The organism is Micromonospora sp. SH-82, assembly GCF_051132485.1.
Lineage (GTDB): Bacteria > Actinomycetota > Actinomycetes > Mycobacteriales > Micromonosporaceae > Micromonospora.
Map to the genome: position 1 here is coordinate 1034111 of NZ_CP148049.1, position 26863 is coordinate 1060973.

Sequence of the window (26863 nt, forward strand, 5' to 3'; positions counted from 1 at the left end):
CCACAGCAGTTATCCACAGCACAAAAGCGACTCTGAGTCTGATAAGGGTTAACAGTGACCGATATCCCCGAGTCCACACCGAGCGAGCCGGAGAACCCGGAGACTGGCGCCGCCGTCGTGGCGCACGACCGGATCGAACCGGTCGGCCTCGAGGTGGAGATGCAGCGCTCCTACCTCGACTACGCGATGAGCGTGATCGTCGGGCGGGCACTGCCGGACGTCCGGGACGGTCTCAAGCCGGTTCACCGCAAGATCCTCTACGCCATGTTCGACTCCGGGTACCGCCCGGACCGGGGGTACGTGAAGTGCTCCCGGGTGGTCGGCGACGTGATGGGTCAGTTCCACCCACACGGCGACACCGCCATCTACGACGCGCTGGTCCGGATGGCCCAGCCCTGGTCGCTGCGGTACCCCCTGGTCGACGGCAACGGCAACTTCGGCTCCCCCGGAAACGATCCGGCCGCGGCCATGCGCTACTGCATCACGGCAGACGTCCGAGTTCGCACCCTCGGCGGCAGCGTCCGGGTCGGCGACGTGGTGCCCGGTGCCGCGCCGAACAGCGAGACCGACATCGACCTGAAAGTCCGGGACCGCAACGGCGACCCGGTCCGCGCCTCGAAGTTCTTCCACTCCGGCGAGCACCCGACATTGCGGCTGCGCACCCGCGAGGGGTACGAGCTGACAGGCACCCACAACCACCCGGTGCTCTGCCTGGTGGACGTGGCCGGGGTGCCGACCCTCCTCTGGAAGCTGCTCGCGGAGATCGCCCCCGGTGACCGGGTGGTCCTCCAGCGGACCGTGCCCGACGAGATCGGCTACCCGATGCTGGAGGAGGTCGAGGCGGCCGTCCTCGCGGGTGCCTTCGTCAGCGAGGGATGGGTCTCCGAGGGGCGCGCCGGTTTCAACAACGTCGACAGGGAGTTCTTCGTCCGGGTTCTCGCCGCCTACGACCTGGCGGTCGGCGGTCCCCGCTACGTCTCGGAGCGGGTCATCGCCTCCGGCAGCATCCTGCACGAGTTGGACGTGCAGAACCTCACCGCCCTGCGGGGCAGTGTGCTCGGCGAATTGCTCGGGGCGCGGAGCGCGGCGAAGTTCGTGCCGGAGTTCGTCTGGCAGGGGTCGGCGGCGATCAAGCGTGCCTTCCTTCAAGCCATCTTCGAGGGGGACGGCTCCTCCTCGCTGCTGCCCCGCAACACCATCCAGATCTCGTACTCGACCCGCAGCGAGCGGCTGGCCCGTGAGGTGCAGCAGCTCCTGCTGGAGTTCGGGGTGGTCAGCCGGCAGTGCCGGTACGACGACGGCGAGTTCAAGGTCGTGGTGACCAACCGCCGGGACGCTCGGATCTTCGCCGCCCGGGTCGGGTTCCTCGGTCGTAAGCAGGCCAAGCTGGAGTCCGAGCTTGGGTCGGTGCCGGCGACCAGCACGGCGCTCTCCAGCGACCACGTGCCGCTGGTCGGAGACTTCATCCGGGCGCACGGGGCGACCCGGTGGACCGAGCAGGACTGGCTGCGCCGACACAACGTGGACCGGATCGAGCGCTGGGAGCGGGACCGGGAGGAGATCACCGCCCGGATCACCGAGACCGAGGTGCTCGACGTGGTCGAGCCCCTCGTGGACGGGCGGTTCTACTACGCCGAGGTGGCGGAGCTCACCGACGCCGGAGTCCAGCCGGTCTACAGCATCCGGGTGGACACCGAAGACCACTCCTTCGTCTCCGACGGCTTCGTCAGCCACAACACCGAGTGCAAGCTCGACCCGCTGGCGATGGAGATGCTGCGGGACATCGACGAGGACACCGTCGACCTCCAGGACAACTACGACGGTCGGGCCAAGGAGCCCACCATCCTGCCGGCCCGGATCCCGAACCTGCTGATCAACGGGTCCGAGGGCATCGCCGTCGGTATGGCCACCAAGATCCCCCCGCACAACCTGCGGGAGATCGGCGCGGCCGTGCAGTGGTGCCTGGAGCACCCGGAGGCCGACGAGGCGACCACCCTCGAAGCCCTCCTGGGGATCGTCAAGGGGCCGGACTTCCCGACCCACGGCCTGATCGTCGGCACCCAGGCGATCCAGGACGCGTACCGGACCGGCCGGGGTTCGATCCGGATGCGCGCCGTGGTGGAGGTCGAGGAGGACAAGCGGGGTCGCCCGGCGCTCGTGGTCAGCGAGCTGCCGTACCAGGTGAACCCGGACAACCTCGCGGAGCGGATCGCCGAGCTGATCAAGGAGGGCAAGCTCGGCGGGATCGCCGACATCCGGGACGAGTCCTCCGGGCGTACCGGAATGCGGATCGTCCTGGTCCTCAAGCGCGACGCGGTCGCGAAGGTGGTGCTGAACAACCTCTACAAGCACACCCAGCTCCAGGAGACCTTCGGTGCCAACATGCTGGCCCTGGTCGACGGGGTGCCGAGGACGCTGAACCTGGCGCAGTTCATCAGGTACTACGTCGAGCACCAGATCGAGGTGATCCGTCGGCGGACCGCGTTCCGGCTGCGCAAGGCCGAGGAGCGGGCCCACATCCTGCGGGGTCTGTCCCGGGCGCTCGACGCCCTGGACGAGGTGATCGCGTTGATCCGGCGGTCGCCCACGGTGGAGGACGCCCGGCAGGGCCTGATCCGGCTGCTGGAGATCGACGAGATCCAGGCCACCGCGATCCTGGACATGCAGCTGCGCCGGCTGGCCGCCCTGGAGCGGCAGCGGATCCTCGACGATCTCGCCAAGCTGGAGATCGAGATCGCCGACCTGAAGGACATCCTGGCGAAGCCGGAGCGGCAGCGGAAGATCGTCTCGGAGGAGCTGGGGGAGATCGTCGCCAAGTGGGGCGACGACCGGCGGACGAAGATCGTGCCGTTCGACGGCGAGGTCTCGATGGAGGACCTCATCGCCCGCGAGGACGTGGTGGTCACCATCACCCGTACCGGGTACGCCAAGCGGACCAAGGTGGACCTGTACCGCTCGCAGCGGCGTGGCGGCAAGGGAGTCAGCGGCGCGACACTCCGACAGGACGACATCGTCAGCCACTTCTTCGTATGCTCGACCCACGACTGGATCCTGTTCTTCACCAACAAGGGTCGGGTGTACCGGGCGAAGGCGTACGAGCTTCCGGAGGCCAGTAGGGTGGCCAAGGGGCAGCACGTGGCGAACCTGCTCGCGTTCCAGCCCGACGAGCAGATCGCACAGATCATCGAGATTCCGAACTACCAGGTGGCGCCCTACCTGGTACTGGCCACGAGAAACGGCCTGGTGAAAAAGACGCGGCTCGAGGAGTTCGACTCCAACCGGTCCGGCGGCATCATCGCCATCAACCTGCGCGATGAGGACGAGCTGGTCGGTGCGGTGCTCTGCGCCCCGGAGAACGACCTCCTCCTGGTGTCGAGGAACGCCCAGGCCATCCGGTTCAACGCCGTCGACGAGGCGCTGCGGCCGATGGGCCGGGCCACCTCGGGCGTGATCGGGATGCGGTTCACCGGCGAGGACGCCCTGCTCGCCATCGAGGTGGTCCGTGAGGGATTGGACGTTCTGGTCGCGACGAACGGCGGGTACGCGAAACGCACCCCGATCGAGGAATATCCGGTCCAGGGCCGGGGAGGTAAGGGGGTGCTGACCGCAAAGATCACCGAGCGCCGCGGTGGTCTGGTCGGCGCTGTGGTGATCGACCCGGACGACGAGCTGTTCGCGATCACCAGCAACGGTGGTGTCATCCGGACTCCGGTGAAGCCTGTACGCCGTACGCGTGACCGGAACACAATGGGGGTCAAGCTGATGGACCTCCCGGACGGTGTGACTATCGTGGCGATTGCTCGCAATGCCGACGAGCCTGACGAACAGGACTAGTTGAATGACGGAGACACAGGCGAAGTCGGGGAACAAGGGGACCTCGGCCAAACCGGTCGACGAGGATTCCGCGAAGAGCGGGGCACCGGCGGCCGGCCGTGCGGCCGTGGGCCGGGCGACGGTCCCCGCCGACGCGCCTGCCCCGAAGTTCACCCGGGCACCGGGCATGACGCCGCCGCCGGACAAGCCCGAGGACGCGGGCACCGGGGGTGGCAGCAAGTCGGAGTCCGCCGGTGCGGAGAACAAGACGGCTGCGGCTGCTGCGGCCCGTCCCAACGCCACCCAGCCGATCAAGGTCGGCACCGGCACCGGCACCGGAGCCAAGCCGAGCACAGGCACCGCCACACCGAACCGTCCGAGCCCCTCCACGGCGGCGACCGGCACCCTGCCCCGGGTGAGCGCGCCCGGTACCGGCACGAAGCCCGGAGAGGCCCGTCCGGGTCCGAACGCCCGGCCGGCCAACGGCGGTGGACTGCCGGCGGGCGTCGGTGGTGGGGCGTCGGCAGTCGGTGCCGCCCGGGTCGGTGAGGCTGTTCGCTCCGCGCGTACGTCGGTCAGCTCGGCCGCGTCGCGTGGACCGCGTCGGGCCCGGCTGAACCTCAAGCGGATCGACCCGTGGTCGGTGATGAAGTTCGCCTTCGCGGTCTCCTTCGTCCTGTTGATCGTCGTGGTGGTGGCCACGTCGGTGCTCTATCTGGCGTTGGACGCGATGGGCGTGTTCGCCAGCGTCAACGACAGCCTCACCGACCTGGTCAACGTCGGTGGTGGGCAGGAGGGCTTCCAGATCACCGCAGGGGGCGTGATCATCACCTCGGCCCTGATCGGCCTGGTGAACATGGTGCTGTTCACGGCTCTGGCCACGCTCTCGGCGTTCGTCTACAACGTCTGCGCCGACCTGGTCGGCGGCATCGAGCTCACCCTCGCCGAGCGCGACTGATCTTCCGTCGAACGATGCCGGGGCCGCCCAGTGCGGCCCCGGCATCGTCCGTCCCGGACCCGGTTCCGGTGCTGGTCGAGCGGGTCCTGTCCCGGTGTCCGCCGGGTGCCCGGGTGGCAAAGCGGTGGTCGCCGCCCCGGCCCGCCGGGTAGGTTCGTGGACGACGGGCGCCACCGCCACCCCCGGTTTGGGAAGCGGTGGGCAGATGGGTTAATCTTGCTCGTCGCTTGCGGGGCTATAGCTCAGTCGGTTAGAGCGCAGAGCTGATAACTCTGAGGTCGCTGGTTCGATTCCAGCTAGCCCCACCGCACGTCGTCCGACTTCAGTCGAGCGCTAGGGGTAACCCCATGGTGAAGAAGGTTCTGTTCCTGGTCGGCATCGTGGGTGTGGCGGCTTTGGTGGCCAAGAAGGTCAAGGACGCCAGTGACGAGCGTGCCCTCTGGCACGAGGCGACCACCGCCCCCGACCTGCGGTGATTCCGGGCGGCGCGTCCGCCGCCCGACGGGGCCCTAGCTCAACTGGCAGAGCACTGCCTTTGCAAGGCAGGGGTTAGGGGTTCGAGTCCCCTGGGCTCCACCAGCACTTTTCCGGCTGATCCTGGTCCGGGCACAGCATCCGACCGGTCGACCACTCCTCGTCGAGCAGCCGATCGACGTCCCCGAAACGGGTCGGCGGGCGTCATTCCGGTGGGGTCTCCCGGGTCTTCCTCGGGTGCGGGCCGCTGCCGCCGCTCTCGGTACGGCGGTGCGGCTTCGGTCGACGGTTCCTGTCCCGCTGGGGCGGCGGCGAAGGTTTGGTCGCCCGGGGGTGCTCTCGCTGGTTGCCCGACGGGTTCGGTGTGGCCAACCGCTCGTCGGCCCGTTTGCGCTGGTGTCTGATCCACTCCTTGCCCTCGGCCGCGATGCCTTCGAGAACGTGGAGGGTCGGCGACAGCCCGGAGGCGTCGAGCGCGACGTCGGAGAGGGTTTTCGAATCCTCTCCCGGCTGGAGGTTCTCGTCGCTGGACTCGGTGACGTCGACCGTGATGGGGGCGCCGTTGACCAGCGTCAGTTCGAAGGTCTGCTGCCGGGTGGCGATCCCGGTCATGCGTACGGAGGTAACGGCGTCGAACCGGTAGTTGAGTCGTTGTGCGACCGAGGCGTTGCACGCCTCGAAGTCGAGGTCGATGTCGACCTGACGTACCCCGTCCGTGGTGAGCAGGAACAGCAGCAGCTGGTAGCGGGAGTAGCGCGGGGGGCCGTGTGGGACTCGGGCCTTCTTGGCGCCTTCGGCGGGGGCTTCGATGAAGGCGTGCGCGATCACCTGACTGGGCTTGAGCCGGTAGTGGCGCATGGCGTCGTCGACGAGGATCCGTCGGTCGCATTCGAGCCATCCGGCGACCTCCACGTCGGTGGGCCGGGTTCGCAGCTTCACCTGCCACCTGTCGTACGCCTCGCGTCGGGCGCTGTACTTCTGGACCTCCTCGGCCTCGTCGGCTTCCACCCGGCGACGTTCGGCGGTGACCCGGAACCAGGCTCGTATCCCGATCGGCGCGCAGACCACTGCGAGTAGGAGGCACAAGGTGCCGTGGAGAGGGGTTTCGCGGACGGCGGCGGGGACCGCCGACCAGGCGCCGAGGGCGATGGCTGCGAGCCCGCCCAGGTACTGGGCCAGGATCCGTGGTGGCGTGCGGAGCTGACGGCGGTACGCGGTCAGGGTGTCGTGCTCCCACCGGTGCCGTACGTCGGCGACGGTGTGCCGGACGAGCCAGCGGATCCGCCCGGCGTCGATGCGCTGCTCCCGATAGAGGTCGACGAGTTCGTCGCGGAGCTGTCGACGGATCCCGGCGGTCTGGTCGATCCACCGGGCACGGTCGGTGTGCTGCGGCACGTACCGCCGGAAGTAGTGGTCGAAGTGCCTGTCGACGGTGCGGACGAACCCTCCGGCCGGTGCGCGCCGACCCGATCTGGCGGGCGGTACCAGTGCGGCGTCCTTGGCTTGCCGCCGTACCCGCCGGAAGTGGCGGTCGGCACCGCCGACGGTGACGGCGACGAGCCCGGCGACGCAGGCCAGCCCGGCGAGCATCGCCAAGGGGTCACCGTGCCGGACGAGGAGCCACCCGAGGTATCCGGTGGCGAGGACGGTTCCGATCGCGCCGACGGTCGTCCGTAGCCAGTCGCCGGGCGGTACGGCGGCGGGCCGTACCGCGCCGACGCGTGGGGCGGCCGGCTCGGGTTCGAAGAACATCCATATCCGGTCGTTCCGGCCACCGGCCTGCCGGCCGGCGGTGGCCTGCTCGATCGACCGAGACCAGAGCCGGTCCTGTTGCGGCCCGTCGAGGAGTACCCCGAGGTGGTAGTCGATTTTGAATCGGACCTCCGGGTCCAGGGCGTCGAGCGTGGTGTCGAGCGGATCGGCCCCGGGGCTGTGGGTCGAGGTCAGCAGCTTCTCCACGGCCCGTAGTCCGAGAGTCCACCGGCCGTTGCCGTCGAATCTGGAGATGCCGGCGCGGATCGCGTCGAGGCGGTCGAAGTCCTTGCCTTCGAGTTGGCTGAGGGGACGCTTGCTCAGGAGCGCCAGCAGCCGATGGAACTGCACCTCGTCGGTCTGGTAGCCCTCGGCGGCGGCTTCCTCGATCAGCGCACCGGCCCTTTTCAGCACGTTGGCATCGAGGTACCTGACTCCGACCCGGAATTTCTTCTCCGGGGTGGCGTCCGCCGCCAGCTGGTAGTAGACGACGTCGCCGTGAACGACCCCGGCCTGGACGTTGACCTGGGAATTGTCGCCGGCGGTGTTGGTGACCGGTCCCGTCATGACAGCTCCTTTGCCAAGGCTGTCAGCGCAGCCAGCCGAGTGGCCAACTCGGCGACGTCGGCTACCAGGCCGCCCAGCCGTTTGAGGGTCACCACCAGGGTGCTGCGACTGCGGGGCGTGTCCTCCCGGAGGCAGTCGCCTGCCGCGTCGAGTTCCGTCTCGGCCGCCGCGTACGTGACCTCGTCGAGGTGACCGTCGCGGTGGGCCTGCTTGAGCTGGCTGCGGAGTTCGGCCAGGGCGGCGGCGAGGTCGACCGGGCGGTCCCGCGGTTCGGCCCCGACTGTGACGTTGCCGTGGATCTGTCCGGCCTGGACGCCGATCCGCGCGTTGCCGTTCGCCGTGTTGTAGGTGGTCATACCTGTGTTCCTTCCGTCTCGGCGCAGCGGAGCCGGGTTCTCGGTGGTGGCGTCGTCCGCCAACTCCTGGGCGAGTGCCACCGCGAACGCGGCGGCGTGGGCCACCGCCCGGGACTGCCAGTTCTGTCCGTCGGTGCTGGTCTTGGTGCCGTCGGCGCGGTCGCTGATACCCCGGACCACGACCACGGGGAGGGCTCGGTTGAGGTGCGCGGCCTGGGCCACCCCGGCGGCTTCCATCTCGATGGCGAGGGCGTCGTTGTAGTGCTGACGCAGCCACCGTGCCTGGTCGGAGACGGCCGAGTCCTGGACGACCTCTCCGGCGGCGATCGCACCGAAGTGCACCTGCGGCACGTCGCCCGGACCGAGACCGCGAGCCCAGTCACCGGTACGGGAGAGGTGCTGGGCGAGTTGACCGGCACCGTGGGCGATCTCCCAGGCGTGGGGCCGCGCCTTCAGGCCGTCGTCCTCACCTGTCCCGCCGTGGTACGCGTACACCTTGGAGGCCACCACCACGTCGCCGAGCCCGATGTCCGGCCACAGGGCTCCGGCGACTCCGACGAAGAGCACCGCCGCCGGGGAGAACTCGGCCATGGCGCGTTCGGCGAGCACCGCCGCCGGATTGTTCCCCTTCCCCACCAGTCCCAACGCCACGCGACATCCCCGGTGGCCGAGGCGTCCGACCTCGAAGCGGGTGCCGGCGGGGTGCCGGTGGACTCTCAGATCGGTGAGCCGTTCACGGACGGCTGCGTACTCCAGGTTGAGTGCCGTGAGGATCACGACGACCTCGCTGCTCATGTCTGTGGCTTCTCCTCGTTCGACAGGACGGTGGGGCGGGTCATCGCGGGGTGGAGTGCCTGGCGTGGGCCGGGGCGGAACAACTTGGCGGGGCGTCCGGTCTCGGTCCTGCGGGTACGGCCGGTAGGCACGATGAATCCGGCGACGCCCTGGACCTTGCGGTAGAAGTTGCGTGGATCGAGGGGGGTGCCCCAGACCGCTTCGTACACGGCCTGAAGCTCGGTGATGGTGAAGGTCGGCCCGCAGAAGGCGGTGGCGAGGGCGGAGCTCTCCAGCTTGGTGCGGGCTCGCTCGACCCCGTCGGTGACGATCCGGTGGTGGTCGAAGGCGAGGCGGGTCGGGTCCGGCAGCACCTGTTCGGTCGGAGTCCACCGGGCGTGGGCGGCGTCGGTGCCTGCCACGGGTTCGGGGAGCCGGGGTGCGATCGCCAGGTAGGCGACGGAGACGACGCGTCCTCGGGGGTCCCGTCCGGGGGTGCCGTACACGCCGAGTTGTTCGAGGTGGAGGTGGTCGGCGTCCAGTCCGGCCTCCTCCGCCAACTCCCGGTGCGCCGCCGCCGGCAGGTCCTCCTCGGCGTGGTTGAGGAATCCGCCGGGCAGGGCGAGTGCCCCCTGGTACGGCTCGATGCCCCGCTCGACCAGGAGCACCTGGAGGCGGGACTCCCGCAGGGTCAGGATGACGAGGTCCACGGCGAGGAGCACTGTGGGTGGCACCCACTGATCGTCGGACATGGATTCACCGTAGCTTTTTGTCAAAGTGACGTAAATGGCGACACGTGTCGGCTATCCGTCGTCGGGGTGTGGGCCGACGGTGTTCCCGCGTGGGGTCGGTGTCGAAGCCGGCCACTGTCAGCGCCGCCATGCAGTCGGTGCGCGGCGGTCGACTCGAACTCGACGCCGACATCCCGGGGTACCTGAACTTCACGGTGCCCCGGGCGTACGACGAAGGAGCAGAGCCTGCACGGCTCTGCTCCTTCGTCGTCGACTGGTGGTCAGGCGGCCGTGCAGGGTACGCCGTTGAGGGTGAACGAGGTCGGTCGGCCGGAGTTGCCGGTGTGGGTGGCCTGGAATCCTATGGTGATCGTTCCGTTGGCGGGGATCGCGGCGTTGTAGGCGACGTTGCGGGCCGTCACCTGTCCGGACGAGGGCGTGTAGGAGGCGTTCCAGCCGGAGGTGAGGGTCTGCCCCGTGGGCAGGGTGAAGGCCAACGACCAGCCGTTGACGGGAGCGGACCCGGTGTTCGTGACGGCGAGGTTCGCGGTCAGTCCGTTGTTCCAGGCGTTGACGGTGACAGCGACGTGGCAGGCGCCCGACGCCGGTGGCGTGGTCGGGACCGGTGGCGGGGTCGTCGGGGTCGGTGGGGGCGTCGTCGGGGTCGGTGGGGGCGTCGTCGGGGTGGGCGGGGTGGTGGGGACCGAGGGGTTGGTCAGGCCGAAGAACTGGATGGCGGCGGCGGCCATGCCGGTCGAGGGCAGGCTGTGGCCGGCACCCTGGACGGCGTACGCCTCGACCTGGACGGTGCCGGTGGCGTCGGCGTACCGGCGGCGGTTCCACGTGGGCTGTGGAGTGTCGGTCGAGGTGGGTGTCTGGCTGAGCCCGAACACGTTGGTCCACTGCTCGATCGACTCCTGAAGGAGTGTGTACGGCACGAGGGTGTCGTTGGTGCCGTGCCAGAGCTGCACCCGGGGGCGGGGACCGGAGTGGCCGGGGTACGCCTGGCGGACCGCGTCGCCCCACTGTTGAGGGGTGCGGTTCATGTTTCCGCCGGTGCACTGGCTGGTGCCGGGCGGGTAGTCGGCCGCGCCGGAGAAGCAGTTGTAGGGGACCCCCATGAAGGCGGCGCCCGCGGCGAACACGTCGGGGTAGACGGCGAGCAGGTGGTTGGTCATCATTCCGCCGGAGGAACTGCCGGTGGCGTAGACCCGGCGGGGGTCGCCGCCGTACTGGCGCTTGACGTGGTCGACCATCGAGACGATGGACACCGGGTCGCTGCCGCCCCCACGCCGTTTGGCCACGTCGGACCAGGTGTCGAAGCAGTTGCCGAAGCCGGCCTGCTGAGTGGCGGTCGGGTAGACCACCACGAACCCGTGCCGGTCGGCCAGGGCGGCGAACTCGCTGCCGGCGTGGAACCCGGGACCCGATCCGCCGCAGCCGTGCATCGCCACCACGATCGCGGGACTGGGCGGGCGGGCGTCCGGGACGTAGACGTGCATCCGCATCCGACCCGGGTTGTCGCCGAAGCTGGTCACCTCGACCAGTGACGCCGCGTGCGCGGGGCTGAGCGCGGGTACGACGAGGCCGACCGCTGCCGTGAGGGCTGCCGCCAGGGCGAGGGTGAGTCTTCGTGTGGTCCTCATCGATGTTGCTCCTTCGCTGGTACGTCAGGGCCGGACCGGCTTCGTGTAGCACTTAGTGTTCTCCTCGGTCACACAAGTGTCAATCGACGAACTTCGATTAAGCGGAGCGGGTTCCGTGGTGTTCCCGGTGACTCGGCGCCGGGCCGGTCTACAGTCGTTCTCCCCGCCCCCGAGTCGAACCCGGAGCGCCTGCGGTGAACAGCCCGTTCGATATCGAGGAGATCTTTCCCGACGACGGGGACGATCCGGTGCGGCTGCCTCGGCAGCAGACCGGAAGGTCGCCCCAGGGGACGGCGGTGACCCTGCTGGCCGACTACACCCTGCGGACCCGGGCGTGGCTGCCCTCCGGAGCCATCGTCGCGTTGCTCGCCGAGTCGGAGGTGAGCAACGCCAGCGCCCGCACCGCGATCAGCCGACTCGCTCGCCGGGGCGTCCTGGAGGGACGTCGAGAGGGGCGCCACAGCTTCTACCGGCTCAGCCGGTCGGCGGCCGTCAACCTGTCCGTCGGGGGTGGGTGGATCCTCACCGCCACCGCCACGACCCGCTCCTGGGACGAGTCCTGGACTGTCGTCGCCTTCTCGCTGCCCCAGGAGCGAAGCACCCAGCGTCGAGCCCTGCGCGGTCAGCTCCGGTGGCTGGGATTCGCCCCCCTGTTCGACGGAATGTGGATCTCGCCGCACGAGTTGACCGTCGAGGCCCGGGCTCACCTGGCCCAGTTCGACCTCGGCGCCGTCGCGGTGTTCCGAGGCCGGTGGGTCGGACTCGACGCGGCCTCCGACCGTGACCCCCTGGCCGCCTGGGACGTCGCGGGGCTGGCCGAGCGGTACGAGAACTTCCTCGACCGGTGGCGGCCGGTGCTGCCGAGGATCGCATCCGGGGAGGTGGGCGGGGCGGAGGCGGTGCGGACGCGGACGGAGGTGATGGACACCTTCCGGCGCTTCCCCACCCTCGATCCGCAGCTCCCCCTCCGGCTCCTCCCGGCCGGATGGCTCCGGGAGCCCGCCCGGGAGACGTTCGTCGCTGTGTACGACGGGCTCGCCCCCACCGCCGAACGGCACGTCCGAGCCGTCGTCGCCCGGTTCGCCGAGGGGGCGTCACCCGAGGTCCGGGCCCACACCACCGCAGACCTCCTCGCCGGGGTACCGACCGCCGACCGGAGGGAGTCTCCGACCTAGGTCGGAGGTCGATTGCCGTCCTGCGTCAGATGTCCCGGGAAGGTGGAATCGGAAGGCTGGTGCCATGCCTCGGGTGCCGCAGACCGGACCCCCTCCGGACATCCGACGGCGTCGGAAGGCGGCAGCACGACATGACCCACGACGACGCAGCCAGACGCTTCACCTCCCGTACCGCCCGGTTGCCGGCGGCGCTCGTGACGCCGTCCCGGTGGACCCGGCGTTGGAGTCCGGGGCGAGCGAACGTGGAGATCGCGTCCGAGCTGTTCATCGAGACCAGCACCGTCAAGTCGCACCTGGGTCGGGCGATGGCCAAGATCGGGACACGGGACCGGTTGCAGACGGTGGTGTGGGCGTACCAGAACGGGATGGTTCCGTACTGACCTCGGGGTTTGGGGATCGAACGACGGGTCTGTAACCATCCGTGTCGTGCAGTTGACCTCACGCCACGCAGGTCGGGGGAGCCGGGGATGACCGGGCGGTTGGGTGCCCTGCTGCGGCGGCACCGTACGGCTGCCGGCCTGACCCAGGAGGAGCTCGCCGACCTCGCCGGGGTCGCCGTGCGTACCGTCCGCAATCTCGAACTGAACCGGGTCGCCCGGCCCCAGCGTCGGACGGTGGTGGAGTTGGCCGACCGGCTCGGGTTGTCCGAGCCGGACCGGTCCCACCTGCTCGCCGTCGCCCGGGGCGGCGGGGACGTGGACGACCCCGACGGACCGCCGGCCGGCTCGCTCCCGGGGGACCTGGCGGACTTCGCCGGTCGCACCCACGAACTGGCCCGCCTCGGCGAGCAGGCCGAACTCGCCGGGCGCAACGGCACCGGCCGGGTCGTGGTGGTCAGCGGACCACCCGGGGTGGGCAAGACGAGCCTGGTGGTGCACTCGGCGTACGAGCAGGCGGGGCGGTTCCCGCGCGGGCCGCTCTTCGTCGACCTGCGGGGGATGGACGACGAGCCGACCACCCTGGCGCAGGCCCTCGACCAGTTGCTGACCACTCTGGGCGTGGCGCAGCCGCCCTCGTCCACCGACGCCCGGCTCACCCTCTACCGGGCGCTCACCGCCGACCGGCGCGGTCTCCTGGTGCTGGACAACGCCCGGGACGAGACCCAGGTACGACCGCTGTTGCCGAGCGGACCGGGTTGGCTGGTGCTGGTCTCCAGCCGCAGTGTCCTCGCCGGGCTGGCCGGCGCGCACCGGTTGCCGCTGCGGGTGCTCTCCGACGCCGAGGCGCACACCCTGCTCACCGAGGCGGTCGGGGTCGGGCGGATCGCCGACGAGAGTGCGGCGGCGGCGGAGCTGGGTCGGCTCTGCGGCCGGCTGCCGCTGGCCCTGCGGGTGGCGGCGAACCGGCTGGCGGTCCGACCCGAGTGGAGTGTGCAGGCGCTCGTCGACCGGCTCCGTGACGAACAGCGCCGACTGGATCTGCTGCGGGCCGGGGACATCGAGGTGCGCAGCGCCTTCGAGTTGTCGTACCGGTTGCTCGACGGATCGACCCGGCGGGCCTTCCGGATGCTCGGCGCGGTCTGCCTGCCGCAGTACTCAGCCCCCGTCGTCGCGGCGCTCACCGGTGAACCGGTGGGGGTCACCGAGGACCGGCTCGACGCGTTGGCCGACGCGGGTCTGCTGACCGTCGCCACCACCGCCGGCCGCTACGTCCTGCACGACCTGTTGGCGCTCTTCGCCGCCGAGCGGTTCACCGGCGAGGAGTCGACGTCGGAACAGGGTGCGGCCCGGGACCGGCTCGCCCGTCACCTGTTCGGGCGGCTGGCGCAGGCGGAGGGGTGGCTCGATCCGACCTGCGCCGAACCGCCCCCCGGGTTCCCCACCGCCACCTCGGCGTTGAGCTGGTTGGACACCGACCGTCCCGGCTGGTGGTGGGCGATCCGGTACGCGGCCGCCCGGGGCTGCCACCGCCGGGTGATGGCCGCAGCCGGGCAGCTGTACTGGTATTCGGACCGTCGACACCTGGCGGTGCCGTGGGCGGAGCTGTTCGGTCTCGCGGTCCGGGCCGCTCAGGCAGTGGCGGACCCGGTCGCCGAGGCGACCCACCGCAACAGCCGTGGCTGGGCACTGCACCTGGTCGAGGGGCGGGTCGACGAGGCGTACGCCGAGTACCGGACCGCCCTGGCGCTCGGGGAGGCGGCCGGTGACCTGCGGACCGTCGGGTGGTCCCGGTGCTATCTGGCCGGGCTGGTGCGGTGCCGGTCCGATCCGGGGAGCGCGGAGCAGGCGGCGGAGCACCTGCGTGCCGGCCGGGAGCTGCTGGCCGAGGCCGGTGACAAGCTCGGCTGGATAGTGGCGTCGTACTCCCTGTCGGACCAGTTGCGGTCGCTGGGCAGGTTCGACGAGGCGCTGCACCTGGTGACCGAGGCGTACGCCGGGTGGTCGACGGCGTTGCCGGACCGGCTCTCCAGTCGGCCGCTACGCGGCTGGATGCGGGTACGCCTGGGGGTGCTCCAGGCCGACCTCGGCCGGTTCGACGACGCCGAGGCCACGCTGACCGAGGCGATAGACGACTTCGTGACCGGGGACGACCCGAACGCGACAGGTCGGGTCTATCTGAGTCTGGCGGAGGTGCTGCTGCGTCGGGGTGATCCCGGACGGGCCCGGTCGATGCTGGACCGGGCGACCGAGATCCTCGCCGCGGCTCACGACCTCTCGTCGACGCAGCACGCGCAGCGGGTCCGGACGATCCTGGACGAGCAGGTCAGCTGAGTGGGCCGGCACCGTCACGGCGGTGGACCAGTCCGAGGGTGATCGCCTGGCGGGTCAGCTCGGCCTTGTTCCCGGCGTCCAGTTTGGTGCGGATCCGGGTCAGGTAGGTGTTGACGGTGGCCTCGGTGATGCCGAGGCGACGGGCGGTCTGGGCGTGGGTGAGCCCGCCGGCGATCAGTGCCAGGGTCTGCGCCTCCCGAGGGGCGAGTGCCGGTCGCCGGAAGGGGCGAGCCCGGGTCCGGTCCCGGATCGGGCCGGGTCCGGGCGTGCAGGGTGGGGGAGTCTCGGTCTCGGCCGGTGCACCGCCGGACGCCGGGCACCGGGGCGGTGCCGCCTCCCGGAGCCGGGCGGAGAGCATCGGACAGAGGTAGAAGCCCCCGGCGGCCGCGACGGCGAGGGCGATGCGTAGCTGGGTGCGCTCGGTGGCGGTGCTGACCACCGAGCGGGCTCCAGCGTGGATGGCGTCGTACGTCGCGGTCGTCGCCGACTCCGGCACCATCACCAGGGTCGGATGTCGGACACAGGACCAGTGCACAGCGTGGGGCAGCGGATCCACCAGGACGACGACGGTCTCCGGACCGGCACCGGCAGCGGCCATCTGGTCGACCGCGTCGACGGTGACGCAGCGCCGGATCCGCGGGTCTCCCGCGATCAGCTGGTGCACCCCACGCCGGGCCAGCGGCTCGGCGACCACCACGCACACGTCGAACATCGCCCACCTCTCGGTGAGCAGTCAACTATCGTCCCTGTCGGAACGCGAGGCAAGAAGACCGGCAAGAATGGGTCACGCCGGGAAGTAGCCGAGTTCGACGGCCCGTTGGGTGAGTTCGGCCTTGTTCGTCGCACCGAGTTTGCGCCGCAGTCGTTTGGCGTACGTGTTGACGGTCTGTTCGGTGACGCCGAGGCGGTGGGCGGCCTGCCGGTGGGTGAGCCCCTGGGCGATGCACCGCAGGGTCTCCACCTCGCGGGGGCCGAGGGCCGCCGACGCCCGCCGGCTCACCCCTGGTGCTCCGGTGCCGACCAGCGCGGACACGCTCGGCGACAGGTAGGAGCCGCCGGAGAGGACTGCGGCGCGGGCCAGGGCGAGTTCCTTGCTCCCGTCGCCGTCCCGGACCACGGCGCGGATCCCCGCCATCAGCAGCGCCAAAGGGTCGACCGTCACCTGTGGGGGCAGGACGAGCAGCACCAGCCGGTCGGTGGCGAGTTGGGCCAGGTGCGCCCAGGGGTCACCGACCAGTCGGTCCCAATAGACCAATACCAGCATCAATGCGCTGGATTCGGACGGATCGGCCGTCGGCATCGAAATGCTCCCGAATAGCTCGGCGCTCAACCCCCACGGTGTGCATCGGGCGCCACCGAATAGTAAGTCTCCGACGTGTCCCCGAAATAACGGCTGTCGGTGTCCCCCGAGTCGGGGAAAGAATTCCCCCTGCGGCGTCCAGTCGCCCACCTCTCCCCAGCACAGGCCGTCCCGCCTGCGTCGTCCGGCATCGATGCCCGCGACGCAGCCTGATGCGGGACGTTGGACGTGGACCCCGACAGTCCACGTGGTCGTGGCGACAAGGGAGACGAATCACATGACTTCGAACGATCGTGTGGCATCGGTGGGTCCCCGGCACCTGCGGTTGTGGTGCTTCGGTGGTTTCCGTGTACAGGTGGACGGCGCCCCCGTCGACTGGTCCGGCATCCGCCCCCGGGTCCGTGCCCTCATGCGGTTCCTGGCCGTCCACGGTGGGCGGTCCGTGCACCGGGAACAGATCACCGCCGCGCTCTGGCCGGAGCTACCCGACCGGTCCGCGGTCAACAACCTGCACGTCGGGATCTCGACCCTGCGGACCTTCCTGGAGCCGGGGGTGGCCCGGGGCGCGTCCCGGTTCGTCCTGCGGGACGGCTCGTCGTACCGGCTGGATCTGGGGATCGGTGGGAGCAGCGACGTGACCACCTTCGGCACGGCGCTGGCCACCGCCCGGCAGGCCCGCGCCGACGGTGAGGACGTGACGGCGATCCGGGCGCTGCGTCACGCCCTCGACCAGTACACCGGCGACCTCCTCCCGGAGGACGGTGCCGCCGAGTGGGTCCTCGCCCTGCGGGACCGGCACCGGTGCCGGGCCGCCGAGGCGGCGGTCCTGCTGGCCGGTCTGGAACTCGCCCGGGGACGGTCGCGGCCCGCCGCGACGGTGGCCCGCCGGGCGTTGGAGCTGGACGGATACCACGACGACGGATGGCGTCTGCTGATCACCGCCCAGCGCCGGGCCGGAGAACTCGCCGCGGCCCGACGCACCCAGCAGACGTACGAGCGGGTGCTCTGCTCCCTCGGCGTCGACAGGTCCACCCCGGCCCGGCCCGTGCAGGTCACGGCCGCCTGAACACCTCGACCTCGGCCAACGCGACCCGTCCCGCCTCCCGCTGCCCGTAGACCGAGGCGATCGTCAACCGCATCCGGGTCACGTCCCCCGCCACGTGGTGGAAGGCCTGCGGGCCGGGCCGGTCGGTCAGCCGCAACGGAACGGTGCTGGACGTCCCGTCCGAGGTGACCAGGGTCAGGGTCAGCTCCGCCGGCCTCGGCTGTTCGACGAAGTCGTCCTGCCGGGGGGACGCCCCGGTGTGCACGATCAGGTCCAACAGGCGGATCGGCCGGTCGAAGGCCAGCTCCACGTACTCGCCGACGGCAGGTCGGTCGGTGGCCGGTGCCCAGTAACGGTTGTTGAGACCGTCGACAGCCGAGGCGGCCGGATGGTTTCGGGCCGCGCTGGAGGCGGTCACCTCGTCCGGCAGGATCGCCTCCGGCGTCGCCGTCCGGTCCCGGATCGTCTCGATCAGGGGCGGCAGGAACCGGACCCCGGCCCAGATCAGCCCGGCGACCAGGGCCAGGACGAGCAGGACCGCCAGGAGGCGGCGTACCAGGCCACCACCGGAGCGCCGACGGGGCCACCGGATCCGTCGCCACCAGGGCACGGCTGTGGTCGGCGCCGCGTCGGCGGCGAGCGGCCGACCACACCGGCGACAGAACGATCTGCCGTACGGATTGCGCGCGGCACAGGCCAGGCAGGTCACGTCGGTGGGGTCGTCGACCCGGTCACCGGTGAAGTCCCGGACCACCGGGGCGGGTGCCACCGGACGTCCCGGCTGCACCGCACCCGGCTGGTCGGGGCGGGACTCCTCGACTGGTGGCTCGTCGACGGTCGGCCCCACCTGTGGGTCCGCCTCCTCGGCCGGGCGGACCGGCACCACCAGGGCCGCCGCCCGCCCCAGACTCCGCGCCTGCTCGACAGGGTCGACCGGCTTCCCGGCGGTCGACCCGTCCGGCTCCGCCGGCTCCGGGCCGGGCGCCGAGGTGTCGGTCGCCGGTTCCGGCTCCGTCGGCTCCGGGCGGGGTGCCGGGGTGTCCGTCGGCTCGTCCGGCGGTGCCGATGTCGGCCGCAGGCCTGTCCCGTCCGGCCGTGCCGTCCTAGGCTGTGGGGCCGGGGGGCCGGTCGGCTCGTCCGGGTCCGTGGGCTCGGGGCGGGGGGCCGGGGTGGCGGTGGCCTCCTTCGGCGGTGCCGGTGTCGGGCGGGGGGCCGGGGCGGGGGTGTCGGTCGCGGTGGACCAGTCCAGGAAGGCACCGCAGGTGCCGCAGAAGTCGTCGCCAGGGGTCACCTGGGCACCACAGTTGTCGCAGAACCTCATCGGGGACCGTCCACATCGTCGGCCGACGACGGCAACACCTCGACCGTGTACGGCACGTGCGCCGGCCGGTTCGCCTCGACGACCGCCCGGACCCGGGCGGCCAACTCCGGGGTGGGCTCCGGTACGCGTACCCGGACGGTCAGGCTCGGCTCGGCGGCCCCCGGCAGCGGGCTGCCCGGCGTGGCCGACCAGGTGGTCCCGCCGCTCTCCACGACCTCCGGGAGGACCCCGACGGTGAGGCGTACCTCCTCGGCGATCCCGGCGGCGGTGCCGCGTACCCGGTGGCGGGTGACGGCGGCGGCGACCACCCGACGGCGCTCGTCGACGGGTCGGTCGGGGCTCGCTCCGGCCGCCACCCAGGAGCCCAGCCAGTCCACGAAGTCCGGCGGGGCCAGCGCCGGATCGAAGTACGCCCACAGGCTGTCCAGGGTGGCGTGCACAGGTGCCAACACCTGGTCGTACGCGCCGGTGAGGCGCTGGGCGAGATCGTCGTCGGCGTAGATGCCGGGCAGCCGCCGACCCAGCGGGTCCGGGGTGGCCACGTCGTCGACTGCGGCGCGCATCGGCGTACCCTCCTGTTCTCTACCGGCCCGACAGGCGGTCGTCGACCCGGATCTGGTGTTGGTGGGAGAAGACGAGGGCGTGCCGGTCCAGCTCGATCCGGGTGACCTGGTCGCCCCGACGTCCGGTGAGCGGGTCGGCGGGGAACATCCGTACCTCCTCCACCACCTCGACCCCGGGCATCCGTTGCAGGACCCCGAAGATCTCCCCGGAGTGCACCTGCCTGCCGAACGGCCACCCGCGGCCCTCCGGGCCGCCGTGCACCGGGTCGAGGAACCGGTACAGGGCAGCGGTGGCCTCGGCCCGGAGCTGACCGGCGGCCACGTCCGGGCGGGGGACCAGCCGGGCCACCACCGTCACCCCCTGGTAGAACGGCGGCTCCACGACCAGCCGGGTGCCGACCGGGCGGCGGGCGTCGAGGTGTTCGGCGATGGTGGCGAGCATCGAGTCCGGCGGGACCAGGTCCTCGAAGTGCAGTCGGCCCTCGGCGTCGGCGACCACCTCCGGCACCACCAGCAGCCGGACCCCGCCCGCCGCGCTGCCGTCCCCGGCGGGTAGGCACCGGACCCGGGCCGCGGCCGGGGAGGCCTGTCGGGCGAGCAGCTCGTAGTCCCGGGCGGTCACCGCCCGGTCCTGCGCCCGCAGCTGCACCGGACCCCGGAGCCGGGCCTCCGCGACGGTCTCCCCGTCGACCCCGCCACCTGCCGGTTCCCGGTTCTCCACCCGGGCCACGTACGGCATCGAGCTGCGCAGGACGGCGAGGGCACCCCGGGCGACGTTGCCGGCGCGTCCGCCACCGGTGCGGTAACGGCGGACCCGGACCCGCGACCCGGCGGACGGTACGGCCCCGTAGCGACGCAGGGTCCCGTCGGGTTGCCGGACGGCCGGGCCGAACAGGATCTCCCCTGCGGTCCGGTCCACCAGCACGTGGCGGTCGTCCGGGCCGGAGCCGCTGAACGTGTCCACCTCGGTCCACTCCAGCCAACCCGCCCCGTCGGTGCTCTCCACCACCAGCGGATGCTCGTCCGGCACTATCGGCGGGCGGGCCACCCCGAACCGTTGGCCGGGCACCCCCTCCGCCTCCCCGACCTGCTCACCGAGGATCGTCTCGGCGTGCACCGCTGCGACGGTCCCGCCGATGGTCACCGCCTCGATCGCCCGTACCGTGGGTGAGGCGGCGTAGAAGGGCTGACCCGGCGCGGCCTCGACCAGTCGGCACCGCAGCCACCCGGCCCGCTGCCCGGCCACCACCGAGCCGACGTGGTCGGCGGGGACGTGCAGCACCACCTCGCCCGGCTTGTTCAGCCCACCGGTGTCGTCGTGGTCGACGACGCACGCCGACCAGCCCTCCCCGGTCCAGGCCTCCCAGACCAGCGGTGGCTGGCGGGGGTCGACGCCGACCCCCTCCACCCGGCTGTCCATGTTCAGCAGGACCGCGCAGGACGGTACGGCGGCCGAGAGCCCGAGGAGCATGGCGTCACCGACCGACGGGCCGGCCGGGAAGCACGACACGTCCCGCCCGTCCAGCAGTTCCTCGGTCCGGTCCACCGGCGGCCCCTGCGCCGGGTGGGTGCGCAACCGGGTCAGCTCGCAGGGCACCACTGTCAGGTCGGTCGAGGTGGTGAAGACGATCGCCTCGTCGGTCTGGGTCCGCTCGGTGCCGACCTCCGTCCCGGCCCGCAGGACCACCGGCTGGGTCTGCGGCCCGGACAGCCAGAACGTGACGTCGCCCCGGGCGGCGGTGGGCGGGAACGGCCGGATCCCGATCAGGTCGAGGAAGGCCAGGTAGTTCTTCTCCGGCACCCGGTTGAGCCGGTAGAGCATCTGGTCGACCATGTGCGCGAAGGTCTCCACCAGGGTCACCCCGGGGTCGGAGACGTTGTGGTCGCTCCACTCGGGGCAGCGCTGCTGGATGAACCGTTTCGCCTCGTCGACCAGGTGCTGGAAACGGCGGTCGTCCAGGTTCGGTGCGGGCAGCGGCATCAGGCGGTGCTTTCCAGGTACGACGACATGGTGGCGGTGTCCTCGGGGGCGGTGCCGTCCTCGTGGGACGGGATGACGTAGAACGGGAAGACCAGGTTGCGGGGGTCGTTCGTGCCCCGGATCGAGTACCGGACGTCGATGTAGAGCAGACCGGCCTCCTCGGCGTCGAAGCCGACCACCACGTCGGTGACGTCGATGCGCGGCTCCCACCGGTCCAGCGCCCGGCGTACCTCGAAGGCGATCCGACCTGCGGTGTTCTCGTCGGCCGGGGCGAAGACGTGGTCGTGCACCCCGCACCCGAACTCCGGTCGCATCGGCCGTTCCCCGGGGGCGGTGCCGAGGATCAGCCGGATCGCCTCGACGATCTCCCGATCCCGCTCGACCAGGGCGATCCCCCCGGTCGCGTCGGTACGCAGCGGGAACGCCCACCCGCGTCCGATGAACTGCTCGGCCATCGGTGGTCAACCCCCGATCTGTACGGATGCGGCCCCGCTGCTGACCGTCGCCCGGCAGGTGATCGAGTCGCCCTGCCTGGCGGCCGGGAACCCGCCGATCAGCACCCGTCGCACCGGTGGGACGGGTGCGGGGATCACCACGTTCGTCATCAGCAGTGGGACGTGCAGCGGGCAGACACAGACGGTGCCGACGACGGCCGCGGGTCGTCCGGCGATCTGGACGCTGGCGACGCCGAGCATCGGGGTGACTGTCGGCGTACCTGGTGGCAGGGCCCGCCCGGAGGGGGGACCGACGGTGCCGGTGGGCGGCCCGGACGGCAGGGCGACCGGAACCGACCCGGCCGGGACGGGCGGGGGCTTGACGGCCAGGTGACTGATCTGGTCCCCGACCCGGGCGGCCGCCGGCATGATGGTGCCCTCCCCTCAGTTGAGCTTGACGAGCGTGGCGTGGATGTCGACCAGGGAACCGCCGTCGACCTCGACGGTCCGACCGGCGAGCCGGAGCGCCCCGGTGCCGGCGTCGAGGGTGATCCCCCGACCCTTCACACTGATCTCGTCCCGGGCGTCGATCTCGATCTTGCCGTCGCTGTGGATGACCACCGAGGTCTTCCGCTCGTCCAGGTGGACGGTGAGCCGGTCCCGGGCGGTGGTCAGTCGGATCCCCTTCGGGCCGGACGGCAGCTGCGACTCCAGGAACTCGATCCGGTCCCCGCTTCGGGAGGCGAACGAACGGCGGTTGACCCGCCCCGACGACGAGTCCACCAGGGCGCCCTCGTGCGTCGACGGTCGGTCCACCCCGTTGTAGAGCCCGCCGATGACGTACGGCCGGTCCAGCAGCCCCTGCTCGAAACCGACGAGCACCTCGTCGTCGACCTCCGGACAGAACACCCCGCCGCCGCCGACCCCACCGAGCTGCACCGTGCGTACCCAGTCCGTCTCGTACTCGCTGCGGTCGGTGAGCCACGGGAAGCGCAGCTTCACCCACCCCTGACCGACCCGTTCCGGATGTCGACGGTCGACGTCGGCCTTGACGTTGGTGACGATCCCGACGGCCAGCCCCGGGATCCGTACCGCCCGGGCGGGTGCGGCGGTGGCGGTGCTCAACCCCCAGGTCGACCGGTCCTGCCTGCCGCTCACCGTCAACCAGGTCTCGTAGTGCTCGCCGGGGGCGAACACGTGCCGACTGGAAGTGGTCGTGTACTTGCCCTCGAACGGTTTCCCCAGCCGCTGCAACGACAGCGGCACCCCGGCCCGCAGGCGGGGATTGCCCAGGATGCCGACCTCCAGCTCGGCGAAGGCGGCCGTCACGTCGGCGGCCACCGCCCCGGCCACCGCCCGGGTCTCGGCCGCCGTCCGGTACGGCACGTCGGCCACGCAGATCCGGGCCGGGGCGAACGGGTCGGCGGCCTTCGCCGGGGTGGTGCCGATCTGCACCTCGTCACTGGCGTCGGTGGGCACCTCGGTCTGGACCGCCCGTTTGGCCCGGACGTCCCACCCCCGGACCGTCACCCCGGCGACCTGGCCGACGGAGGTGACAGTGGACCGTACGGCGAGGAGGTTGGCGTCCATCTCCACCACGTACGGGCTCTGCTCGGCGGTCACCCCGGCCCCGGGGGCGGCGGCGGCCCGTACCGACCGACGGAACTCGAACCGCCCGTCGACCACCACCACCTCGGCGTCGTTCTCCGTCGCCAGCATCTTCAGGAACTCCCAGTCGCTGACGTTGGGCTGGGTGACCGTCTCGTACACGGTGGGGGTGGGGTCGACCCGGCCGACCGGGATGCCGGCGGCGGATGCGAGTTCCCGGGCGATGTCGGAGGCCTTGCGGTTGAGGAAGCTGCGGACCCGTTGACCGCGCATCAGCCGGTGCGAGCGGTCCAGGGCACGGACGGTGGTGAAGGTGCCCAACCCGTCGAACTCCGACTCCACGGTGACCACCTCGCCGGTGAACAACGGCAGCGGTGCCGGATGCTCCCCGGTGCGGACCTGCACGATCATCTCGGTGCCGATGGTGGCGCCCGTCTCCTTCAGGAAACGGCTCTGCTGGTCCCGGACCCGCAGGGTCGCGGTGGCCGCCAGGTTGGTGCTGTCCTCCACCACCGCCGAGACGATCCGTCCGGTCCACTTCCGTGACAACCGGCCGGGCAGGTCGACGACGAGATTGTTGGTGTGGTCACCGCTGGGCATCGTCGACCCTCCCGTCGCGCAGCTCCTCCGGTGCGGGCAGCAGCAACTGCCGACCCACTGGCAACCGGACCGGATCGTCGATGTCGTTGGCCTCGGCGATCACCCGCCACACCGTCGGGTCGCCGTACTCCCGATAGGCGAGCAGCTCCAGGGAGTCCCCGGCGACGAGGCGGTGGACCCGGCGGGCGGTCCGGCTCCCCGAGGTCGGGTTCTGCCCCGGAGTGGAGCCGCTGATCTCGTTCAGCGTCATCGAGCAGGTGGCCCGCAGGGGGGTGCCGTCGGGGTCGAAGAGCCGGTACGTGGCGTTGATCTGACTGACGTACGAGTAGAAGGAGACGGTCTGGAACTGCCCCCACGCGAACTTCACCCACGGTGGGGAGGGGGCCTTCGCCGCGATGCTCGCCTTCGTCGGTACGCAGCAGGTCAGCAGCGCCTCCACCCGCTCCTGCACACTCCGGGAGTGGTTGTCGGTGGTGTCGAGGAAGACATCGAGGCTCAACGTACGGGGGCCGGAGCCGGTGAACTCGGCGACACCGACGTTCTCCGCGCCGCGTACGACGTGCGGGATCCAGTTCGCCGACTTGGTCAGGGCCAACTGCTGGGGATTGAACATGAAGGTGATCGGCCCGCCCAGCGCACCTCCCGGCTGGCTGCCGCCCGAGGTGGGCGGCTGGTACCGCTGGATGTGCGCGGGAACCTTCTGACCTCGGGGCATCACCCCACCTCCAGGAATCCGTGGTACGCCAGCTCGATGCTCTCCCCGGCCACCTCGGAGCGGTTCGGGTCGAACGAGGGGCCGGACCAGCGGACCAGCACCACGTCGGCGAGCCCCCACTGGACCAGCAGCGCCAGGTCGGGGCGGAGGGCCGCGATCTGGGCGGTGCCCCGGCGTACCCCCTTGGGCAGCTGCGCCAGATAGGTGGAGACCTTCGCGGTGTCCCGGGTCAACGGTCGGCTCAACGTGACGTTCGAGTAGCGCAGCCGGGACGGCAGCTGCCAGACGAAGTCGTTGTTGCCGCCCTCCTGGTACTGCTCGACCTCCACCTCACAGCCGAGCCCGTCACAGGTGTTCCAGTCCCCCAGGTCGATCCCGTCGATCTGGAGCCGGAAGTGGACGCTGGTCCCCGGGTCACCGCTCGCCATCCCGGTCTCCCCTCTCGTACGCCTTCGTCCGGCTCACCGCGTACCGTCCCGCCACCGGCCGGACCGCTCCCGGCTGGCCCGCAGGTCCGCCCGGACCAGCCGGCTGATCGGCTCGACGAGCTGGTACGCCAGGGCGTCCAGGTGTCGCCTGTCGAAGCTCTTGATCAGGGCCGCCACATCCAGGTCCGGTGCTTCCCGGCCGCCGTCCTGTCCGGCCCCGTCCTTCTTGGCCCCGCCCTGGTTGGCCCCGCCCTGGTTCGGGGCCTTGGCCGACGTACCGGTGGAGGTCCCGACACCCTCCGGCTGCCGCTGGATCGACGGCGTGCCCGCCGCCCCCCGTCGGCCCGACGCATCCGCTGTCCCCCGTTGGATCGACGGCGCGTCCGCTGTCCGTGCTCGGACCGACGGCGCGTCCGCTGTCCGTGCTCGGACCGACGGCGCGTCCGCTGTCCGTGCTCGGACCGACGGCGCGTCCGGTCGGACCCGGGACCCGGAGTCAACCGGCAGCCTCACGACCCGAGACGACCCCGCCGACTCTGCCCCGACCGACTGTCTTCCGGGCACGGGTCCTTTGCCCGTTGTCGGCCCGCCCGGACGCGGTCCGCTTTGGGCTGGTCCGGCCAGTAGCGGTCCGGCCTGGGACGGGCTGATCGGTGGCGTGGCAGCCGTCCGCTGGAGGATCGACCCGGTCGCCGGAGCGAGTCGGTCGGTGGCGGCCTGTCGGGCAGTGGCGGGTCGAGTGGCGGCGGGTCGGGCGGTGGCGCCCGGTCGGCCGGGCCGGGCGTCGGCGGTGGCGGGGGACCCGAGGCTTGTCGGCCGTACCTCGATCCGGCGGGGAATCCCTCGTTCGGCCAGGAGCGGGACCCGTCGCTGGAGCGGCGTAGGGGCGGTGTCGACCGATCGACCTCCCGGGTCCGGCCCGTCGACCGGTCGGCCTGCGATAGTCGGCGTGCCCGACGCCGGAGCCGCAGTCGGCGTGCCCCACCCCGCAGCCGGAGCCGCAGTCGACCCTGACCCGGGAGGTGCGTCCGCCCTTGACCCGAGCCGGGTGTTCGATCCGGTGAACGTCTCAGCAGGATCGCCTGCCGTCGACGTCGGACGGGTACGCCAGCGGAGACGCTGGACCGCCACCAGTCCCCCCGCCACCAGCCCCACCGCACCGGTCGCACGCTGAGCCGGACGATCCGTAGGCCCGGTCGGAGGATGCGCCGGTCCGGCATGAGGATGCGCCGGCCCGGTCGGAGGAACCGGAGGAGGGGCAGCAGGCGAGGTCGGTCGAGTCCACACCCTGTCGAGTCGGACCGGCCGGGACACCGCTGTTGCCGAGGACCGGGCTGCCCCGGGTGACGGCTCCGGCCCCGTACTCGGTGGGCCACCGCCCTCTCGACTGTCGGCGCGGACGGCACCCGGTCGGCCGGTGACCGGATCGGGAGCGGGCCGTCGAACCTCCGACCGCTGCACCACGGGCTCGGAGGTGGTCGATTCCGATCGTTGCACCACGGGATCCGCGACGGGCCGCCGGACCACCGGTTGCGGGGGAAAACGCGTGTCGCCCGATCCGGCGGCGGCTCGACTGATGACCGGCCCGGGCGTGACAGACCTGGACGTCAGTCGGTCGTCGGTCGCCCGCCTGGACGTCAGCTGGTCGTCGGTCGCCCTCCCGGACGTGGGCCGGTCGGTGTCGGACCGCCCGGACGGAGACCGGTCCGAGTTGGACCGCCCGGACGTGGACCGGTCGGCGGAACCATCACCCGCGATCCCACCACCTGCGGAACCGGGCCGGGCGGGAGGGCGCGGCGTGACCACCGGCGGAGTGGTACCGGTGGGTAGTGGTGCGCCGAGGCCACCTCGTCGAGGCGTGTCACCTGCTTCCGGTACGCCGTCGCCGCCGGTCACCGGTCCGCCCGCCCG

General features: G+C 71.4%; 22 protein-coding genes and 2 tRNA genes. 9 read left to right on the forward strand and 15 right to left on the reverse strand.

Translation table 11 applies throughout. From position 1 onward, the window contains the following. The first annotated feature begins 186 nt into the window (after window positions 1-186). From gyrA to WHN02_RS04810, 5 genes are all read left to right on the forward strand, one after another. Window positions 187-3834: an intein-containing DNA gyrase subunit A gene (gene gyrA / locus WHN02_RS04790; RefSeq protein WP_434743822.1), complete on the forward strand. Its 3648-nt coding sequence runs from the start codon at window positions 187-189 to the stop codon at window positions 3832-3834. 4 nt (window positions 3835-3838) lie between these two features. Then, window positions 3839-4771, forward strand: coding sequence for a DUF3566 domain-containing protein (locus WHN02_RS04795; RefSeq protein ID WP_434742232.1), 933 nt, complete (start codon window positions 3839-3841; stop codon window positions 4769-4771). Window positions 4772-5002: 231 nt separating this feature from the next. Further along, window positions 5003-5076, forward strand: a tRNA-Ile gene (locus tag WHN02_RS04800). A 42-nt stretch (window positions 5077-5118) separates the two neighbouring features. Further along, entirely contained in the window at window positions 5119-5247 is a 129-nt protein-coding gene (locus WHN02_RS04805; RefSeq protein WP_350897735.1) for a DLW-39 family protein, read from the forward strand. Window positions 5248-5274: 27 nt separating this feature from the next. Then, window positions 5275-5350 (forward strand) — tRNA-Ala (locus tag WHN02_RS04810). Between the two features lie 99 nt (window positions 5351-5449). Here the strand turns inward: WHN02_RS04810 and WHN02_RS04815 are convergent. The 4 genes from WHN02_RS04815 to WHN02_RS04830 all read right to left on the reverse strand — a co-directional run bounded on the left by WHN02_RS04815 (window position 5450) and on the right by WHN02_RS04830 (window position 11071). Then, window positions 5450-7564 carry a hypothetical protein gene (locus tag WHN02_RS04815; protein ID WP_434742233.1) on the reverse strand — a complete coding sequence of 705 codons (2115 nt, stop codon included), beginning with the start codon at window positions 7562-7564 and terminating at the stop codon, window positions 5450-5452. Continuing rightward, on the reverse strand, window positions 7561-8715 hold the full coding sequence (locus WHN02_RS04820; RefSeq protein WP_434742234.1) for a purine phosphorylase: 1155 nt from the start codon (window positions 8713-8715) through the stop codon (window positions 7561-7563). Before WHN02_RS04820 ends, WHN02_RS04815 begins: the two co-directional genes overlap by 4 nt. Continuing rightward, window positions 8712-9446 (reverse strand): NUDIX hydrolase, encoded by a 735-nt coding sequence (locus tag WHN02_RS04825; protein ID WP_434742235.1) that lies wholly within the window; start codon window positions 9444-9446, stop codon window positions 8712-8714. The genes WHN02_RS04820 and WHN02_RS04825 overlap by 4 nt, the downstream gene beginning before the upstream one ends. A gap of 260 nt (window positions 9447-9706) precedes the next feature. After that, window positions 9707-11071, reverse strand: coding sequence for an extracellular catalytic domain type 1 short-chain-length polyhydroxyalkanoate depolymerase (locus WHN02_RS04830; protein WP_434742236.1), 1365 nt, complete (start codon window positions 11069-11071; stop codon window positions 9707-9709). Between the two features lie 194 nt (window positions 11072-11265). Here WHN02_RS04830 and WHN02_RS04835 point away from each other — a divergent pair, with 194 nt between their 5' ends. From WHN02_RS04835 to WHN02_RS04845, 3 genes are all read left to right on the forward strand, one after another. Next, complete coding sequence (locus WHN02_RS04835; RefSeq protein WP_434742237.1) at window positions 11266-12246, forward strand: PaaX family transcriptional regulator; 981 nt, start codon at window positions 11266-11268, stop codon at window positions 12244-12246. A gap of 131 nt (window positions 12247-12377) precedes the next feature. Then, a complete protein-coding gene (locus WHN02_RS04840; protein ID WP_434742238.1) occupies window positions 12378-12626 on the forward strand; it encodes a response regulator transcription factor in 249 nt (82 codons plus the stop codon). 87 nt (window positions 12627-12713) lie between these two features. Further along, window positions 12714-14957 (forward strand): tetratricopeptide repeat protein, encoded by a 2244-nt coding sequence (locus WHN02_RS04845; RefSeq protein ID WP_434742239.1) that lies wholly within the window; start codon window positions 12714-12716, stop codon window positions 14955-14957. Here the strand turns inward: WHN02_RS04845 and WHN02_RS04850 are convergent. Together WHN02_RS04850 and WHN02_RS04855 are read right to left on the reverse strand one after the other, a co-directional pair. Further along, window positions 14950-15669 (reverse strand): helix-turn-helix transcriptional regulator, encoded by a 720-nt coding sequence (locus WHN02_RS04850; RefSeq protein WP_434742240.1) that lies wholly within the window; start codon window positions 15667-15669, stop codon window positions 14950-14952. The genes WHN02_RS04845 and WHN02_RS04850 overlap by 8 nt on opposite strands. Before the next feature lie 72 nt (window positions 15670-15741). Next, on the reverse strand, window positions 15742-16221 hold the full coding sequence (locus tag WHN02_RS04855; RefSeq protein WP_434742241.1) for a response regulator transcription factor: 480 nt from the start codon (window positions 16219-16221) through the stop codon (window positions 15742-15744). Window positions 16222-16612: 391 nt separating this feature from the next. Here WHN02_RS04855 and WHN02_RS04860 point away from each other — a divergent pair, with 391 nt between their 5' ends. After that, entirely contained in the window at window positions 16613-17323 is a 711-nt protein-coding gene (locus tag WHN02_RS04860) for an AfsR/SARP family transcriptional regulator (RefSeq protein ID WP_434742242.1), read from the forward strand. Here the strand turns inward: WHN02_RS04860 and WHN02_RS04865 are convergent. Genes WHN02_RS04865 through WHN02_RS04905 form a run of 9 tightly spaced genes read right to left on the reverse strand, consistent with a single transcriptional unit; the run spans window position 17310 to window position 25465 of the window. Then, window positions 17310-18593, reverse strand: coding sequence for an NADase-type glycan-binding domain-containing protein (locus WHN02_RS04865; RefSeq protein WP_434742243.1), 1284 nt, complete (start codon window positions 18591-18593; stop codon window positions 17310-17312). The genes WHN02_RS04860 and WHN02_RS04865 overlap by 14 nt on opposite strands. 26 nt (window positions 18594-18619) lie before the next feature. Continuing rightward, a complete protein-coding gene (locus WHN02_RS04870) occupies window positions 18620-19186 on the reverse strand; it encodes a phage tail protein (protein WP_434742244.1) in 567 nt (188 codons plus the stop codon). A 19-nt stretch (window positions 19187-19205) separates the two neighbouring features. Then, the gene (locus tag WHN02_RS04875; RefSeq protein ID WP_434742245.1) at window positions 19206-21167 is read right to left on the reverse strand and encodes a putative baseplate assembly protein; all 1962 of its coding nucleotides are present in this window, start codon (window positions 21165-21167) and stop codon (window positions 19206-19208) included. Further along, window positions 21167-21622 carry a GPW/gp25 family protein gene (locus WHN02_RS04880; protein ID WP_350897725.1) on the reverse strand — a complete coding sequence of 152 codons (456 nt, stop codon included), beginning with the start codon at window positions 21620-21622 and terminating at the stop codon, window positions 21167-21169. The genes WHN02_RS04875 and WHN02_RS04880 overlap by 1 nt, the downstream gene beginning before the upstream one ends. Before the next feature lie 6 nt (window positions 21623-21628). After that, window positions 21629-22030, reverse strand: a complete 402-nt coding sequence (locus tag WHN02_RS04885) for a PAAR domain-containing protein (protein ID WP_434742246.1) — start codon at window positions 22028-22030, stop codon at window positions 21629-21631. 15 nt (window positions 22031-22045) lie between these two features. Continuing rightward, on the reverse strand, window positions 22046-23809 hold the full coding sequence (locus WHN02_RS04890) for a VgrG-related protein (RefSeq protein ID WP_434742247.1): 1764 nt from the start codon (window positions 23807-23809) through the stop codon (window positions 22046-22048). Continuing rightward, the gene (locus WHN02_RS04895) at window positions 23796-24524 is read right to left on the reverse strand and encodes a peptidase M23 (protein WP_434742248.1); all 729 of its coding nucleotides are present in this window, start codon (window positions 24522-24524) and stop codon (window positions 23796-23798) included. The genes WHN02_RS04890 and WHN02_RS04895 overlap by 14 nt, the downstream gene beginning before the upstream one ends. Beyond that, window positions 24524-24952 (reverse strand): phage tail protein, encoded by a 429-nt coding sequence (locus WHN02_RS04900; protein ID WP_350897721.1) that lies wholly within the window; start codon window positions 24950-24952, stop codon window positions 24524-24526. The genes WHN02_RS04895 and WHN02_RS04900 overlap by 1 nt, the downstream gene beginning before the upstream one ends. 33 nt (window positions 24953-24985) lie before the next feature. Next, complete coding sequence (locus tag WHN02_RS04905) at window positions 24986-25465, reverse strand: hypothetical protein (protein ID WP_434742249.1); 480 nt, start codon at window positions 25463-25465, stop codon at window positions 24986-24988. Window positions 25466-26863: the final 1398 nt, after the last annotated feature.